The sequence below is a fragment of the Kocuria rosea genome (assembly GCF_006094695.1).
Lineage (GTDB): Bacteria > Actinomycetota > Actinomycetes > Actinomycetales > Micrococcaceae > Kocuria > Kocuria rosea.
On the sequence record NZ_CP035103.1, the window covers coordinates 3,899,515 to 3,915,814 of the forward strand.

Below are 16,300 nucleotides of genomic sequence, written 5' to 3' on the forward strand. Positions count from 1 at the left end.
AGGCACCCCGCATGGACCCCGTTCACCCTGCCGCCGGACCGGCGGGGGCGCGACCGCCCGCGCCGTCGCCCGCTCCGCACGTCGTCGTCCTCCCCGGCGGCGGGTACGCCCGGCACGCGGACCACGAGGGCGAACCCGTGGCCGAGTGGCTCCGCGGCCTCGGCCTCTCCGCCGGCGTCCTCCGCTATCCCGTGCACGCCAGGCACCCCGCCCCCGTGGACGCGGTGCGCGCCGAGGTGCGCCGGGTCAGGGCGGCCGGGGCCGGGCGGGTCGTCCTGCTGGGGTTCTCCGCCGGCGGGCACCTGGCCGGGCACGCCGCGCTCACCGCACCGGCCTCGGGGCCCGAGCGGGTCGACGCCGTGGTCCTGGGCTACCCGGTGGTGTCCATGCAGCTCGACACGCACCGGGGGTCGCAGGAGGAGCTCCTGGGCCCGGGGCCCGCCGCCGAGGTGCGGGCGGCCACGTCCCTCGACCGGCTGGTGACCCGGGCCGCGCCGCCCTTCTTCGTGTGGCACACCGCCGACGACGCGTCCGTGCCCGTGCAGCACTCCTACCTGCTGGCCCAGGCGCTGGCGCGCCGGGGCGTGCCCCACGCCCTCCACGTCTTTCCCCGCGGACCGCACGGTCTCGGACTGGCCGGCGGCACCGGTGAGCCCGCGGCCTGGCCGGCGCTGTGCGCCGCGTGGCTGGCCGGCCTGGCGGAGGACGTCACGCCGCCCGCCGCCCGGTGAGGCCTGTCGGCCGCCGACGCACCCTCGAGCAGGCCCACCCGCCCGGGGTCCGGCCGCCGCCCCTCCGGTCCGCGCCGCGGCGTGGCGCTCCTCGGCGCGGACCGGAAGACGGACCGGCTCACGCGGCCAGCACGCGCGACCTGGGGACGCGGCGCCGCCCGGACCCGGCCTGCTCCACGAACGCGGAGAACAGCCGCCCCCGGTCCGCGGCCGAGCCGTGGGAGTCCTCCGGGTGCCACTGCACCCCGACGGCCCAGGTGCGGTCCAGGTGCTCCGTCGCCTCGACCACGCCGTCCTCGGCCACGGCGGTGACGCGCAGCTCGGGGGCCACGACCCCTATGGCCTGGTGGTGGCCCGACCGGACGGTGAGCCGCCGGCCGCCGAAGACGGCGGCCAGCCTGCTCCCGGGCTCCAGGGCGACCTCCTCCTCGGGGCACACCGGGTCCCCCGGCGCACCGCGGTGTCCGTGGCCGGTGCCGGGATCAGGGACGAGAGTTCCCCCGCAGGCCAGGTTGAGCAACTGGGCCCCCCGTCCGATCGCCAGCAGCGGGGCGTCGCGGTCGAGGCTCTGCTCGAGGAGGTCCACGGTGTAGAGATCGGCGCGCCGGTCGACCCCGTACCCGTTGGGCACGGGCCCGCCCGCCCCGTAGAGGGCAGGGTCGACGTCCCCTCCTCCGAGCACCAGCACCGCGTCCGCGGAGGCGGTGACGGCGGGGTCCGGCAGCTCCCGGGCACTGGAGTCGACCAGGATCGGCCGGGCCCCGGTGTTGACCAGGCACTGCAGCGCGGTGCGGGTGCGGCGGCGCATCAGGTCCCGGGTCTGCGGGGTGAGGCCCGGGAAGTTCAGCGACACCACGGTCGCCACGGTGGGCGCACTGGCACGGAGGCTCCACAGTCCTACGGGAGTCACCTCGTGCGCATTCAGATGAACGGCCTGTCGGTTCATGCTGTCATCTCCTGTTCGATCATGAGGTCCTCGCTCCGTGCCGGGTGGCGGGCGCACGCGGCGCCGCCGGGGCGGTCGGAGGGAGGAGGAGTTCAGGCCCGAAGCGTTTTCGGGGGCACCTGGTGAGTTGTTGCGGAGCTGAACGGTGGCGGTGGAGCCGACCGGGATGGGAGCGGCGGACACCGGGGTGAACGGCGGTCGCCCTTCACGCGATGCACCGGGGAAGTTCGCGTCCCCCGAGTGGTGCAGATCACTCTGCCCGAGGCGGAAGGGGGTGCGCCCCTCTTTTCCGGAAGAACATTGCCGATTCTTCACGATCCACGAAAATCGGCTGTCGGAATGCGGGGACGGGGCCCGGGCAGCGGCGGGCGGTCCCCGGCGCCGGGGTCGGTCCGCTCGCGCCCGTGCGCCCCGGGATCCGCGCCGGGGCGTTCCCTCGGGCCGGGCGGGACGCCCGCACGCCGCCTCCGAGCGGGTCTACAGCGCGGGATCGATCATCGTCATGCCGGCGACCGTCGCGGTGTCGAACACCGGCAGCAGCGCCGCCGCCTCGTCGAGCCCGATGGTGCGCTCGATGAGCTTCTGGGGATGCAGTGCGCCCTGCTCGATGAGCGCCATCATGGCCGGATAGTCGGCCGCGGCCATGCCGTGGCTGCCGAGCAGGTCCAGCTCCCAGCCGATGACCCGCGCCATCGGCACGCGCGGATGGCCCTCGACCGGCGGCAGCAGGCCGATCTGGACGTGCCGGCCCCGCCGGCGCAGGCTGAGGACCGCGTCGGCGCAGGTCTGCTCGCTGCCCACGGCGTCGACGGCGACGTGGCCGCCCCCGCCGGTGAGGGCGGCGACCGCCGCGGGGACGTCGCGCCCGTCCGCGCGCAGCGTGTGCTCCGCGCCGAGCTCGCGGGCGAGGGCGAGCGCCTCCGGGTTGCGGTCGACCGCGATCACGCGTCCGCCCAGTGCCCGGGCGATCATCACCACGCTGAGCCCCACCCCGCCGGCTCCGAGCACGGTGACCCACTCCCCCTCGGCGAGGCGCGCCCGGTCGGCCAGGGCCCGGTACGCCGTGGCGAACCGGCACCCCAGCGCGGCCGCGGTGGCGAGGTCGACGTGCTCGGGGACGGCCACGAGGTTCGTGTCGGCCCCGTGCAGGGCGACGTACTCGGCGAAGGACCCCCAGTGGGTGAACCCCGGCTGCTGCTGATCGGGGCAGACCTGCGCGTTGCCGGAACGGCACCACTCGCACCGGCCGCAGCCGCAGACGAAGGGGACGGTCACCCGGTCCCCGGTGCTCCACCGGCGCACGCCCGCCCCCACCGCGACGACCACCCCGGCCAGCTCGTGCCCGGGGACGTGGGGCAGCGCGATCTCGTCGTGCCCAGCCCAGGCGTGCCAGTCGCTGCGGCACAGGCCCGTGGCCTCCACCCGGACGACCACCCCGTCGGGCGGTGCCGTGGGCTCGGCGACGTCACGGACCTCCGGCCGGCCCCGGACAGCATCGATCACCACTGCGCGCATGCCCCCACTCTCCCACGCCCGTGCGGCACCGGCAGGGGTGTGAGCAAGGAGACAGCGCTCGTCGATGCGTCACTCGGCGCCGTGGTGGTAGACCGGTCGTTGGAGACACCGTGTGCTGACCGTGCGGCGCGACCTGCTGGGGCATTCTGCCCCCGTCGGGCCCGTGACAGCGATCCCGGCTCCGCCCGGGGAGCGCGCCGCCGCTCTCCTCGCTGTTCGCCTTCCCCATCAGCCCGTGCCCGGAGGAGCCCCGTTGAGTGTGAAGCAGTTCTTGGACGCCTACGGCCGGAGCCGGACCGCCTCCCCCTCGGTACGGGTCTTCGCCGGCGTGGCGGACACCCCGCGCACCCCGGCCCCGACGTGGTGGAACCACCCGGTGACGATCATGTTCGTCGCGGTGATCGGCGCGGCCCTCTCCTTCACCACCCCCGCCCTGCCGGCGCTGTCGGGACTCCTGGTCGCGATCTCCGGCGTGGCCCTGGCGTCCCTGGCCGAGATCGACCGTGGACGGTGGTCGGCCAGTCGCGCGCGCGCCGTCGAGGAGTCGGTGTGGATCGCCGATCAGTGCGGGTACCGCGTGGACACCGCCGGTGGAGCCCTGCGGTGGAGGAACGACGACCGGAGCATGGTCGCCCGGCTCGGTCACCGCGGTGGCGGGTGGGACCTGCTCCTGCTCGACATCGAAGCCCCGGCTCTCGGGAGCGACCGCTGACGAAGGCCTTCTCCCGCCCCGTCCTCTGATCGTCACCTCGCGCCGGGCGGCATTGGCGCCCGTCCGCGGCCCGGCGGCCCGTTGCGCGCAGCACGGGCACGATGTCGGTCACCGAGGTCCCCGGGGCGGAGCAGTGGGCGTTCCAGGCGCTACAGGGAGTTCCACAGCACGAGAGCCGCGCCCAGCGTGGAGACCGACAGCGCCACGCGGCGCACTCGTTGCCGGTCCAGGCGCTTGTTGACCAGCCCTGACAGGGCGAACCCCAGCATCATCGCCGGGGTGAGGATCGCGGCGAACTGCAGGATGTGCTGATCCAGGGCTCCGACCGCGGCGAGGCCGACCAGGGACATGAGGGCTCCCACGAGGAAGAAGGCGCTCATGGTGCCGCGCAGCTGTGCGGTGGAGGAGCCCTGCCACACCAGGGCCATGGGCGGGCCCCCGATGGCCGTGGCGGTCCCGAGCACCCCGGAGGCCGCCCCGGCGACGGCGACGGTGACGGGACGGGGCGCGGGGCGCCAACCCCAGATGCTCAGCAGGACACCCAGCAGCACCGTGCCGGCCAGCGTCAACGCCAGCCCGCGGGCGGGCAGGAAGGCCACCAGGGCAGCACCGATCACCGTGCCGGGGACACGTCCGAGCAGGGCCCACCCGGTCCCGGACAGGTCGATGGCCGTGCGGTCCCGGAGCACCCCGAGCACGGTGACGCCGGCTGCGAGCAGCACGATGGACCCCGGCAGCAGCGAGGGATCGACCAGAGCGATCGCCGGGGCCGCCAGCATCCCCAGTCCGAATCCGATCGCCCCCTGCAGGCAGGCCGCCAGGACGATCACCACGCCGATGATGACGAGCTCCACACCACTCATGTCTGCACCTTCATACGGTTCGGGGCTGGTCGGTCGGATTTTCCCGGGTGGAACGAGGCCATCACGGCCAACCGTGCATCCACCGGGGCCTTGCACGGCGATCATCCCCCGCTGGGTAGGGCCGATGGCAGAGGGCGGGAACCACTGGTGTGGTTCCCGCCCTCTGCGTTCCGTGTGGGCTGGAGGTGCAGGTCAGCCGATCAGCGTGGTGAGGAGCCGGTAGCAGGTGGCCAGGATCGCGGCCAGGCCGAGCAGGCCCAGGGCGGTCTGCCACCAGCGGTTGGCGTAGCGGCCCATCACGTCGCGGCGGGTGGCCATGATCAGCAGCAGGACGCCCAGCAGCGGGGCGACGATCACGGTCAGCGCCTGGGCGGTGATGATCAGCTGGATCGGGGAGCCCTGGGCGAGCAGGGTCACGGCCAGGCCGAAGGCCAGGACCACGCAGATCATGGCCTTCACCCGGTGGCGGTCCAGTTTGTTGCCCCAGCCCAGCGTGTCCGAGATGAGGGTGCCTCCGGCGGTGGCGTTGGCGATCATCGAGGAGAACGCCGCCCCCGTGAACCCGAGGCCGAAGACGGTCGTGCCGATCGGCCCGGCCAACGGCTCCAGGACCTTGGACAGGTCCCCCAGCGTGGCGGCGGTGCCGCCGGTGGCCTGCAGAGCGGTGGCCGCGACCACGATGACCAGGATGGTCATGATGCCCGGGGCGACGATGCCGGGGATGGTGTCGGCCAGGGTGGTGGCCTTGTACTGCTCGGGGCGCAGGCCCCGTTCCCTCGAGGCGTAGCCGGTGTAGAAGGCGGCGTTGATCGAGAAGTTGGTGCCGACCAGGGCCACCAGCAGCATCCCGGCTCCGGGGGGCAGGGACGGGATGAATCCGTCGGACACCTCGACCCAGTCGGGCTGGGTGAGCAGCGCCGAGGCGAGGAACCCGGCGGCCATCAGGGCGATGATCGCCAGCAGTCCCCGTTCGAAGAGCTTGTAGTAGTTCGGTGCCCAGGCCACCACGCCCACGAGCACGGTGCAGGCCAGGGTCCACAGGGTCGGGGAGCCGCCGAAGACCATGGACATCCCCAGCCCGGAGCCCACCGCGTTGCCCACGGAGAACATCAGGGTGATCAGGAAGACCCCGATGCCGGCGGCCACCCCGGTGATCTTGCCGAGGTGCATCTTGATCATCTGGATCAGGGAGCGGTCGGAGGCCAGGGCGATCCGCACGCTCATGTCGGTGAAGCCGAGCATCAGGAGGGTGGAGACGGCGATGACCCAGATCAGGTCGTAGCCGTGGAGGCTGCCGGCCTGGACTGCCGAGGTCAGGTTGCCCGGGCCGAACTGCCAGGCCCCGACGATGAACCCCGGGCCCATGAGGGCCAGCGCGCCCAGCAGCCGGGATCGGCGGTTGGGTCGGGCGGGGGGTTCAGTGCCGAGTGCGGGGGTCTCGGAGTCGGTCACCTCGTGAGTGACCGAGTGCGCGGACTTCTTGGATCGAGCAGTCATGCTGGTCATCGTCGTTCTCCACCGTCCTGGTTGGGAAATCACACCACGCTGGTGGCCTGGAAGCCGCGGGTCGTCGTGTAGTGGGCGTTGTCACCGATGAGCCCGGCGGAGGTCAGGGCGGCGGAGATCTCCTCGCGCGCCCCCTCGGCCAGGGGCAGCAGCGGCGGACGGACCACGGCGTTGGGCAGCACCCCGCGCTCGACCAGGCCCATCTTCAGCGCCACGGTGCCCTCCATGTGGGAGCCGCGGTGGTAGACGGCCTTGGTGACCGGCAGCAGCTTGTCGTGCAGCGCCCGGGCGGCGGCGTAGTCCTTGGCCTTGCCCGCGGCGATCAGCTCGATCAGCGGCTCGGGGGCGAGTCCGCCGTAGCCGACCAGGGCGCCGTCGACGTCGAACATGGTGTGCAGCAGGTACTCGTCGTGGCAGGTGAGGATCTGCAGCTCCGGGTTCTCCTTGCGCAGCACGGGGATCTCGGTGTCCCAGCGGCGCATGTTGCGCACCCCGTTCTTGGTGGCGAAGACCCCGGGCTGGGCGGCGATCTCGAGCTGGGTCCTGAGGTTGTAGGTGGCCTTGGTGGCGTCGGGGTACTGGAAGAGGATCAGCGGCAGGTCGGACTCCTCGTGGATGATCCGGTAGCGCTGCTGCGGGGCGCCGTCCTGGTAGCCGAAGCGCAGCCAGCCGTGGGAGGGGTAGACCAGTCCGGCCTTGGCCCCGGCCTCGGCGGCCCGGGCGGCCTCGAGGCCGGCGACCTTGTCACCCTCGCCGGTGATGCCGGCGATGATCGGCACCTCGCCGGCGGCGTCGACCATGGTGCGGATGACGTCGACCTGCTCCTCGGCGGTGAGGTAGGTGCCCTCCCCGGCGTGGCCGAGGCAGACCAGGCCCTTCACGCCCGGCACGGAGGCGAGCCAGCGGGTCAGGTTCGCCACGGCGTCGTGGTCGACCTCCATGTCGGCGGTGAACGGGGTGACGGGGGCGGGAACGAGACCGCGGAGATCGAGAGACATTTGAGGTTCCTTCTGGGTTGAGAACGTTTGCGGGAACGTTTTCAACTATGATGTGACTCATGACACCTGTCAACACCTCCGCCGAAACTTTCTGTGACTCAGCTCATGGGACCCCACCGCTCGGGCCCGCCTCAGGGCCTGTCCTGCCAAGGGCTTTGGTATCGTCCGAGCCATGGACCAGGACGGGCATGACTGAGCAGGCGGGCTCACGCACCGTGACGATCCGTGACGTCGCCCGGGTCGCCGGGGTGAGCATCTCCACGGTCTCGAGGGTGCTCGACGACCGCCACCCGCCCTCGAAGTCCCCCTCGGCCGAACGCGTCCGGGCTGCCGCGGCCGAGCTGGGCTACCGCCCCGATGCCTACGCCTCCGGGTTGCGCCGCCAGCACACCGGCACCGTCGGGGTCCTGGTCCCGCGGCTGTCGGACACGGTGATGGCGGTGTTCTTCGAGGAGGTCGCCCGGGCGTGTGCGCGCCAGGCCGGTTTCGCCATGGTGGCCACCACCGAGGACCGGCCCGAGGCCGAGAGGGCCACCGTGGAGACCCTGCTGCGCCAGCGCGTGGACGGGCTGATCCTGACCACCGCCCGCCTGGAGGACCCCGTCGCCGCCCAGCTGCGGGCGCAGGGGGTGCCGCACGTCCTGGCGCTGCGCACCGATCACATCAGTCCCTCGGCCACCGGCGACGACGAGCTCGGCGGGTATCTGGCCACCCGCCATCTGCTGGATCTGGGCCACCGGGACATCGCCCTGGTCGCCGGGCCCTCCTACGCCTCCACCGCCGTGGCCCGGCAGGCCGGCTACCGCCGCGCCATGTCCGAGGCCGGCCTGACCGAGGTCGATTACCTCGTCCACGAGTCGACCTTCGGCATGGACTCCGGGGAGACCGTCGCCCGGGCCGTCCTGGCCGGCGCGCACCGGCCCACCGCGATCTTCGCCGTCAACGACAACACCGCCATCGGCGTGCTGGCCGCCGCCCAGGCCGCCGGGCTGTCCGTGCCCGGCGATCTGTCGGTGGTCGGCTACAACGACATCCCCGTCTCGGCCCGCCTGCCCGTGGCCCTGACCACCGTGCGGGTGCCCTTCGACCAGATCGCCGCCAACGCCGTGGAGCTGCTCACCCAGCAGCGCACCGGCGCCCTCGGCGAACCGCGCCGAGTGGTCACCCCCACTCTCATTCCGCGCCAGTCCACCGCCCGGCCCCCTGCCGCACGCACTGCCTGAGGCCGCACCGGCCGGCAGCACAACCCACCACCGCCGGCTCTCGGGAGCCTGCAGAACGGAGACAGCATGCCCATCGTCACCATCAACATGGTTGCGGGTCGAGACCGCGCCGTGGTCCAGGACTGCCTGCGCGAGGTCGCCAGGACGGTCTCGCGCACCCTCGACGCCCCGCTGTCCTCCGTCCGGGTGCTGGTCAACGAGGTCGACCCGGAGCTGTGGACGGTCGGGACCACCCTCAAGAGCGACGAGCGCCCCTCCGCCCCTGCGTCCTGAGCAGCCCATGAGGTCGTTCGGCGTGGTCGGCTCCCGCCAGGCCGAGGTGCTCCACGAGTGCCCCGGCGGCCGCTGAGGGCGATAGAGCCGCAGCCGCCGTCCCTCGTGCAGTGCTCGCACTGGCGAATCACCTCGCCAATAGTGGCCGGGCGCGGGCCCACCGTTCCGACGGCGGCCCTCAGCGGTCCAGGGTGCGGCTCGGTGTCGTCCCGTAGAGCTGCCGGTAGTACTGCGCGAAGCGTCCCGCATGGGTGAAGCCCCATCGGGCCGCAATCCCCTTCACGGTGTCCCCGCGAGCCGGGTCGCCGTCCTGCAGGTCCCGGTGGGCGGCGTCCATCCGCGTCCGGCGCAGATACTGGGCCGGGGTCAGTCCCAGGGGATGGTTGGCCCGGAACGCCCGCACCAGGACCTTCGTGGTCGTCCGGGCGGCGCGGGCGGCATCCTCCACGGTGATGGGGTCCGAGGCGTGGTCGTCGAAGAACTGCGCCGCGATCCGGTAGCGGCGGGACTGGGCCTCCATGGACAGGTACCGCGCCTCCCGGTCCCCGAGCAGCGGGAAGCACTCCAGCAGACCCACGGCCAGGTGGCGGGTCAGGTCGGCGCGCACCATGGGCTCCTCGAAGACCGTCGACCCCAGCATGTCGGCACCACGGCGCACCAGGCCCGCCCAGTACTCGCCGAGCCGGGCGCTGACCGGGGCGGACGAGCTGAAGTCCACCGGGGTCTCGTGGCCGTAGACGGTGTCGGCCGTGGCCTGCACCAGGTCCACCGGCAGGTGCGCCATGGTCACGTCGACGTCCTGCGCCACCACCAGGGACGGGTGCTCGGGGCGGAACAGCACCGATGAGCCCGCAGCCGCGGCGCCGATCTCCGCACGGATCTGCCAGTCGTACCGGACCCCTCGCACGTGGGCCACCGTGAAGACCTCGGTGTCCCCCCACAGGGACATCGTTCCGCCCACGTGCACCGTCGACAGGGCGACCTGGCCGTCCCCGGCCCTCGACAACCGGTAGGAGAACCCCGGATCGGTGGAGCTGTAGCCGAAGCGCATGCCGGTCCGCTCGCCGAGCGCGGGCAGCACCTCGGGATCCAGGATCGTGAGCTCGTGGCGGAACATCTCACCCATGAGTCAGCACCGCCTCCCGCCCAGGGCCCACCCCACGGGGGCTCTGCTCCGAAGGACCATTCTCCAGATCTGCCGGAGGGCCCGCACCATTGTGACCCGACACTTCGACGACCCGCTCGCCCATGCCGCCCAGTTCGCCCCGGACGGCGACGAGGAGCCGGCCTCCGGGATGCCTGCTTCTCGCGTCAGCGCGCTGCGGCCAGGAAGCGGTGGAGCACCTCGTTGTAGGGCGCCCCGGTGCGCTGAACGCTGTGGCCGGCACCGGGCACAACGGCCCGCTGGGCCTCGAGCTCGCACTCGAGGACGTCGCAGACGGCGTCGAAGACCGGGCTGTGACCGCCGGAGACGACCAGCTTCGGAAAGGGCGCCTCCCGCAGGGCGCCCAGCGGGATCCGGGCCTCGTCGGTGAGGCGTTCGTGCCGGAGGATCTGCGCGTTTTGCAGCAGCGCGGGCGGCAGCGGGTTCGGCGGGGTGACGGCGCTGCCGACGTAGCCGATGAACGCGTGCAGGAACGCGGTGGGGTCGGCCGGGCCCTGGTCCCACAGCTCCCGCAGCCCCCGGGCGTAGTCGCGCACGATCGGGTCGTCGGGCAGCAGGCCAAAGGCCGGCGGTTCGTTGACGGTCAGGGACCGGACCATCCCGGGGCGCTGAGCCGCCGCCAGCAGGGCCACGACGCCGCCGTAGGAGTGCCCGACCAGGTGCATGGGCTCGGTGAGCAGCTCGGCGACGTCCCCGGCGTCGACCTCGAAGTCCTCGACCTCGGCCGGCGGGTTGGGGAAGTAGCCGCGCCGGTCCACCACGATCAGATGCCAGTGCTGGGCCAGGGGGCGCTGGGCGTCCCAGGTCATCGCCCCGCCGGTGACACTGCCGTGGACCAGCAGCACGGGCGGACCGGCGCCCCAGTGCTCGACGTGGATGCTCGGCATGGCAGGCTCCTCGTCTCCGAGATCCGACACCACTATGGTCCCCCCGGCCGGCAGCCCCGACAACGTCCGTTGGGCGATCGTTGGGGACCGATCCCGCGGAGCAGCACGGCCGCGCCGCTCCGCGGGCACCCCGAGGCGAGCAGCCGGAAGCACTCCTCGGCCTGTGTGCGGGTCAGAGCCCCTCGTGCGCCATGTTCGCGAACCGGGAGTAGTGGCCCTGGAACGCCACCACGATCGTCTTGGTGGGACCGTTGCGGTGCTTGGCCACGATCACGTCGGCCTCACCGGCACGCGGCGACTCCTTGTCGTAGACGTCGTCGCGGTGCAGCAGGATCACCATGTCCGCGTCCTGCTCGATGGATCCACTTTCACGAAGATCGGACACCATCGGCTTCTTGTCCTGGCGCTGCTCGGAGCCACGGTTCAGCTGCGACAGCGCGATGACCGGGACCTCGAGCTCCTTGGCCAGCAGCTTCAGGGCACGGGAGAACTCCGAGACCTCCTGCTGGCGGGACTCGACCTTCTTGCCGGAGCTCATGAGCTGGAGGTAGTCGAGCACCACGAGCTTGAGATCGTGCTTCTGCTTGAGCCGGCGGCACTTCGCCCGGATCTCCATGAGGGACATGTTCGGGGAGTCGTCGATGAACAGCGGAGCGGAGTCCATCTTGCCCATCGTGGTGGCGATCTTGGCCCACTGCTCGTCCTGCAGCCGGCCCTTGCGCAGGTCCTGCATGTTCAGCGTGGCCTCGGCGGAGAGCAGGCGCATGGCGATCTCGTTGCGGCTCATCTCGAGGGAGAAGATCACCGTGGTCTGGTTGTGCTTGATCGCCGCGGACCGCGCGACGTCGAGGGCCAGCGTCGAGTTGTGCGTGGGGATGAACGTCCGGCCGGCCAGATACAGGTGCGAGGGATGGTCGATCTCGATGCACCGCACCGGCACGGAGTCGATCGGCTCGACCGAGGTGATGAAGCGCTGAGAGCGTTTCGGCGTAGCCCGCGCGTCTCGCTCCTTGTGCATGATTTGTTTACGACTCAGGCCGAACACCTGATCGGACGTCGAGAACGTCAGAAGATAGGCGGTGGATGAGGCCTCGCTTCGCCCATTGACTCTCTTCTCGGCCCAACCTGATCGGTACCCCAGTGAATGGACCAGTTCACGCACGTCCTGTGCCAGCCGTCGGTTTGTCACCGCGAACTGTACGCATCCTGCATTGGTCACGGTCCCGTCGGTGTCCAACAATCCAGCAAGCAGTTCTCGGCGCTGAGTTTCACTGGCTCGCAGGTACGACATGGGGATGTGCTTGTCGCCGAGCACGCCCAGAGCACGCAGGCGGCCTTGGAAAGATGCCTTTTCCTGGTGACAGACCATGCACCGCAGACCTCCGGTACAGGTACCACCGCAGTCAATGCACGTGGCTCGCACCTTGGTCGCCAGCTCGCCCTTGAGCTTGCCGCCGCAAGTCTTGGAGCACGTTCGGACGTTCCTGTCCGTGTGAGTGAAGGGCTGATCGCAGATTTCGCACCGACCATGCAGAACCCGCTCTTCCGGAGGAAGGCCGATGGCATGAGTTATCCCTGCAACAGGATGAAGCTCGTACCCCTCCGCAGAGACACGCATGAGGATCTCCTCATCGGCGCTGGTGATACGTGCCGCCCTCGAGTGACCGTCACCGAGCCACGCGCCGAGCGTGTACGGCCCAACAGCCAACTCCTGTGGAGCCAACTGCAATGCCGTGACGTTCCTTACGCTGTGGTTGAGCCTGGCTTCCTTGGTGGTGCATCGCAATGTCGAACGAATGTCAGCCGTCGTCCGGATCGCGGCAAAGGTCTGCTGGTTCTTCGCCCGGCCGTAATTGGCGATTGCGGCCTGGGCCGATCTCCGGGACGAGCGTGTATCGGTCAGCCACTGGTGCTGCTCGTCGGCGACGATCTCGGAGCCGTCGTCGAAGCTCACGCGGTAGCAGGGACGTTCGGTCATGACCTCGGTGGCCGCGACCACACGGGACGGCGTGCCGTCGGCGGCGATGACTTCGTCCCCCACCTGGACCTCGCCCATGGTGGTCCACCCCGTGGGTGTGGGGATCGCGGTGTCCAGGGCGAGCGCCTTGCCCATGGCCGGCCTGGCCGCGATGACGATCATCTGACCGCCCTGGAATCCCTGGGTCAGCTCGTCGAGCTCGATGAAGCCGGTGGGCACGCCGCGCATGCCCTCGCCGCGGGAGCCGGCGGCCTCGATCTCGTCGACCGTGGACTCGATGACCTCCTTGAGCACCGTGTAGTCCTCGGAGGAGCGGCGCTCGGCCACCTGGTAGATCTCGGCCTGGGCGGCGTTGACGATGTCGTCGACCTCGCCGTCGGAGCTGTAGCCGAGCTGCACGATCTTGGTGCCGGCCTCCACGAGCCGGCGCAGCACGCCGCGCTCGCGCACGATCTCGGCGTAGAAGCCCGCGTTGGCCGCGGTGGGCACGGAGGAGATGAGGGTGTGCAGGTACGCGGGACCGCCGACGCGCTCGATCTCGCCGCGCTTGGTCAGCTCGTCCGCCACGGTGATGGCGTCCGCGGGCTCGCCGCGCCCGTACAGGGAGATCACGGCCTCGTAGATGGACTCGTGGGCGGGCTTGTAGAAGTCGACGCCGCGCAGGACCTCCACCACGTCCGCGATCGCGTCCTTGGACAGCATCATCCCGCCGAGCACGGACTGCTCCGCGACGTTGTCCTGCGGCGGGGTCCGGCCGTACTCCCGGTCGCTCCCGGACGAGCGCTCCGACACCATCGACACCTGGTCCACCTCTCCCCGCGCACCCGCGGACAGCGGAGCGCGCACACGACGACGCCGCCCCGATCTTCCGGGCAGCCCCTCCATTCTCGCACCGACCGCGGACACCGCTTGCCGCCCGGGCCCGTCCGTGGACACCATGGATCATGACGCTCACCACAGACCTCAGCGGCCCCTGTTCGTGGGACATCAGGACCACCCGGGCGGAGCTGGCCGCGGGCCGGATCAGCCACGTGGAGCACCTCGACGCCCTGCTGGAGCGCCTGCCCACGGCGCAGCGGCTGGGCGCGGTGATCAGCGCGGACCCGGAGCTGGCCCGGGCCTTCGCCCACGCGCTGGACCGCCGGGAGACGCGGGGCCCGCTAGCTGTGATGTCCAGGGAGGTTGTCCCGCCGCAAGGCGGTGAGTCGGGCTGACACGGGAAGGCCTCCGGTAGTGAAGTGGAGCTGTCTAGTTCACCGCTTCACCCACCGGAGGCCTTCATGTCCCACGTTAACGCCGTCCTGACCCCTCGTACACGCCTACGCCTGGCCCGGCTGATCGTCGAGGATCAGTGGACCTACGCCGCGGCGGCCAAGATGTTCATGGTCTCTGCCCGCACGGCCAAGAAATGGGCCGACCGCTACCGGGCCGAAGGCCAAGCCGGGATGGCTGATCGCAGCTCTCGCCCGCGCACCAGCCCGACCAAGACCGCCCCCGGGGTGGTCCGGAGGATCGTGGCCCTGCGGTGGCGACACCGGCTGGGCCCAGTGCAGATCGCCGGCCGACTCGGAATGCCGGCCTCGACCGTGCATGCGGTGCTGGTGCGCTGCCGGATCAACCGGCTCTCCCGCATCGACCGGGTCACCGGCGAACCCCTGCGCCGCTACGAACACGACCATCCCGGATCACTGATCCACGTCGACGTCACCAAGTTCGGCAACATCCCCGACGGAGGTGGCTGGCGCTACCTCGGTAAGCAGCAAGGCGACCGCAACCGCGCCACCACCGATACTCAACGCCGCAAAGGCCCAGTACGTGGCCCCCTGATCGGGACCGCCTTCGTGCATACCGTGATCGATGACCACTCCCGGATGGCGTACGCGGAGATCTGCACCGATGAGAAGGCTGCCACCGCGATCGGGGTGCTGCGCCGAGCCAGGGCGTGGTTCGCCGACCAGGGCGTCACCGTGGAGCGGGTGCTCTCGGACAACGGATCCTGCTACCGCTCCCATGCCTGGGCCCAGGCCTGCGCCGAGCTGAGCATCAAGACCAAACGCACCCGCCCCTACCGGCCCCAGACCAACGGCAAGATCGAACGCTTCCACCGCACCCTGGCCGATGGCTGGGCCTACGCCCGGTTCTACCCCTCCACGGCAGAGCGCGACGATGCCCTACCGGGCTGGCTGCACTTCTACAATCATCATCGAGCCCACTCCGCACTTGGAGGCCAGCCACCGGTCACCCGCCTGACCAACCTCCCTGGACGTCACAGCTAGCGGGGATCCCGCTGGCGGTCAAGGACATCGTGGACGTCGCGGGATTCCCCACCACCGGCGGGACCCGGTCGCTGGAGCACGACGTGGTGGCGCGGGACGCCCCCGCGGTGGCCCGCCTGCGCGAGGCCGGGGCCCTGTTCGCCCTCAAGACCAACCTGCACGAGCTGTCCTTCGGCATCACCTCCAACAACGGCGCGTACGGGCCGGTGCGCCACCCCGCCGACCCGGCGCTGAGCCCCGGCGGCAGCAGCGGGGGCTCGGCGGTGGCCGTGGCGGTGGGCCTGGTCCCGGCCGCGGTCGCCGCGGACACCGGGGGCTCGGCCCGCATCCCCGCCGCCCTGTGCGGGATCGTGGGCTTCCGGCCCACGCTGGGCCGCTACCCGTCGTCGGGCGTCCTCCCGATCGCCCACTCGCGGGACACGATCGGCCCCATGGCCCGGACCGTGGACGACATCGTGCTGCTGGACGCCCTGCTCGCGGGCGAGCACCCGCTGGGCGCGCCCGGCGCGCGGCACCTGGAGTTCGACGACGAGGGCCCCGGCCCGCTCCACGGCGTCCGGCTCGGCGTGCCCGAGCTGTTCCTCGAGGACCTGGAGCCGGGCGTGGACACGGTCTTCGGCGCGGGCCTGCGAGCGCTGGAGGCGGCCGGCACGGAGCTCGTGCCGGTCGACGTCCGCCCCGCCCGCGAGCTGGCCGCCGCGGCCGGCATGACGATCGCCCTCCACGAGTTCCTGCCCGACCTCCAGTCCTATCTGGAGGCGCGCGGCACGGGACGCTCCCTCGACGAGGTGCGGGACGGGATCGGCAGCCCGGACGTGCGGCGGATCTGGGAGCTGGCGCAGGTGTTCCGCGCCGCCGACGACGACTACCGCGCGGCCCAGGAGGAGCGCCGGCTCGCCCTGCGGCTGTACACCGGGGCGATGCAGGCTCAGGGGGTGACGGCCCTGGTGCAGCCGACGTGCCCGCTGACGGCCCGGCCGATCGGCGACGACGAGACCGTGGAGCTCAACGGCCGGCGCGTGCCCACCTTCGACACCTTCACCCGCCACTCCGACCTCGCCGGCATCATCGGCACCCCCGGGATCAGCCTCCCCGCCGGGCGCACCGCGGAGGGCCTGCCGGTGGGCCTGGAGCTCGCGGCGGGGCCGGGGGCGGACGCCGTGCTGCTGGACCTCGCCCGCACCGTGGAGGCGCTGCTGCGCGACCAGTGAGCCGCCGAGGTGCTTT

The 16,300-nt window shown here is 71.7% G+C and carries 15 protein-coding genes; 7 read left to right on the forward strand and 8 right to left on the reverse strand.

Going from position 1 to position 16,300, the window contains the following annotated elements:
* The first annotated feature begins 11 nt into the window (after positions 1-11).
* Positions 12-731, forward strand: a complete 720-nt coding sequence (locus EQG70_RS17795; RefSeq protein WP_109269050.1) for an alpha/beta hydrolase — start codon at positions 12-14, stop codon at positions 729-731.
* A gap of 118 nt (positions 732-849) precedes the next feature.
* On the opposite strand, the gene EQG70_RS17800 is transcribed toward EQG70_RS17795, so the two are convergent.
* Complete coding sequence (locus tag EQG70_RS17800) at positions 850-1,587, reverse strand: gamma-glutamyl-gamma-aminobutyrate hydrolase family protein (protein ID WP_232035214.1); 738 nt, start codon at positions 1,585-1,587, stop codon at positions 850-852.
* 567 nt (positions 1,588-2,154) lie between these two features.
* Positions 2,155-3,192: a zinc-dependent alcohol dehydrogenase family protein gene (locus EQG70_RS17805; RefSeq protein WP_109269048.1), complete on the reverse strand. Its 1,038-nt coding sequence runs from the start codon at positions 3,190-3,192 to the stop codon at positions 2,155-2,157.
* Positions 3,193-3,451: 259 nt separating this feature from the next.
* Between EQG70_RS17805 and EQG70_RS17810 the strand changes: the two genes are divergently transcribed.
* Complete coding sequence (locus tag EQG70_RS17810) at positions 3,452-3,904, forward strand: hypothetical protein (protein ID WP_017835033.1); 453 nt, start codon at positions 3,452-3,454, stop codon at positions 3,902-3,904.
* Positions 3,905-4,053: 149 nt separating this feature from the next.
* Here EQG70_RS17810 and EQG70_RS17815 read toward each other — a convergent pair whose 3' ends face one another.
* The 3 genes from EQG70_RS17815 to EQG70_RS17825 form a co-directional block, all read right to left on the reverse strand.
* Positions 4,054-4,767: a sulfite exporter TauE/SafE family protein gene (locus EQG70_RS17815; protein ID WP_167508935.1), complete on the reverse strand. Its 714-nt coding sequence runs from the start codon at positions 4,765-4,767 to the stop codon at positions 4,054-4,056.
* 192 nt (positions 4,768-4,959) lie between these two features.
* On the reverse strand, positions 4,960-6,264 hold the full coding sequence (locus EQG70_RS17820; protein WP_031283852.1) for an Nramp family divalent metal transporter: 1,305 nt from the start codon (positions 6,262-6,264) through the stop codon (positions 4,960-4,962).
* A gap of 38 nt (positions 6,265-6,302) precedes the next feature.
* Positions 6,303-7,271, reverse strand: a complete 969-nt coding sequence (locus tag EQG70_RS17825) for a dihydrodipicolinate synthase family protein (RefSeq protein WP_017835036.1) — start codon at positions 7,269-7,271, stop codon at positions 6,303-6,305.
* Between the two features lie 188 nt (positions 7,272-7,459).
* On the opposite strand from EQG70_RS17825, the gene EQG70_RS17830 reads away from it, so the two are divergent.
* Positions 7,460-8,494, forward strand: coding sequence for a LacI family DNA-binding transcriptional regulator (locus tag EQG70_RS17830; RefSeq protein WP_017835037.1), 1,035 nt, complete (start codon positions 7,460-7,462; stop codon positions 8,492-8,494).
* Between the two features lie 66 nt (positions 8,495-8,560).
* Entirely contained in the window at positions 8,561-8,767 is a 207-nt protein-coding gene (locus EQG70_RS17835) for a tautomerase family protein (protein ID WP_017835038.1), read from the forward strand.
* A 178-nt stretch (positions 8,768-8,945) separates the two neighbouring features.
* Here the strand turns inward: EQG70_RS17835 and EQG70_RS18375 are convergent, their stop codons facing one another.
* The 3 genes from EQG70_RS18375 to dnaB form a co-directional block, all read right to left on the reverse strand.
* Complete coding sequence (locus EQG70_RS18375) at positions 8,946-9,893, reverse strand: helix-turn-helix transcriptional regulator (protein ID WP_017835039.1); 948 nt, start codon at positions 9,891-9,893, stop codon at positions 8,946-8,948.
* Between the two features lie 185 nt (positions 9,894-10,078).
* Positions 10,079-10,819, reverse strand: coding sequence for an alpha/beta fold hydrolase (locus EQG70_RS17845; RefSeq protein WP_109269046.1), 741 nt, complete (start codon positions 10,817-10,819; stop codon positions 10,079-10,081).
* Positions 10,820-10,991: 172 nt separating this feature from the next.
* On the reverse strand, positions 10,992-13,592 hold the full coding sequence (gene dnaB, locus EQG70_RS17850) for a replicative DNA helicase (protein ID WP_109244488.1): 2,601 nt from the start codon (positions 13,590-13,592) through the stop codon (positions 10,992-10,994).
* 149 nt (positions 13,593-13,741) lie between these two features.
* On the opposite strand from dnaB, the gene EQG70_RS17855 reads away from it, so the two are divergent.
* From EQG70_RS17855 to EQG70_RS17865, 3 genes are all read left to right on the forward strand, one after another.
* Positions 13,742-14,011 carry a hypothetical protein gene (locus EQG70_RS17855; protein ID WP_109269045.1) on the forward strand — a complete coding sequence of 90 codons (270 nt, stop codon included), beginning with the start codon at positions 13,742-13,744 and terminating at the stop codon, positions 14,009-14,011.
* A gap of 66 nt (positions 14,012-14,077) precedes the next feature.
* A complete protein-coding gene (locus EQG70_RS17860) occupies positions 14,078-15,073 on the forward strand; it encodes an IS481 family transposase (RefSeq protein ID WP_126346899.1) in 996 nt (331 codons plus the stop codon).
* 29 nt (positions 15,074-15,102) lie between these two features.
* Positions 15,103-16,284: an amidase family protein gene (locus tag EQG70_RS17865; RefSeq protein WP_167508840.1), complete on the forward strand. Its 1,182-nt coding sequence runs from the start codon at positions 15,103-15,105 to the stop codon at positions 16,282-16,284.
* Positions 16,285-16,300: the final 16 nt, after the last annotated feature.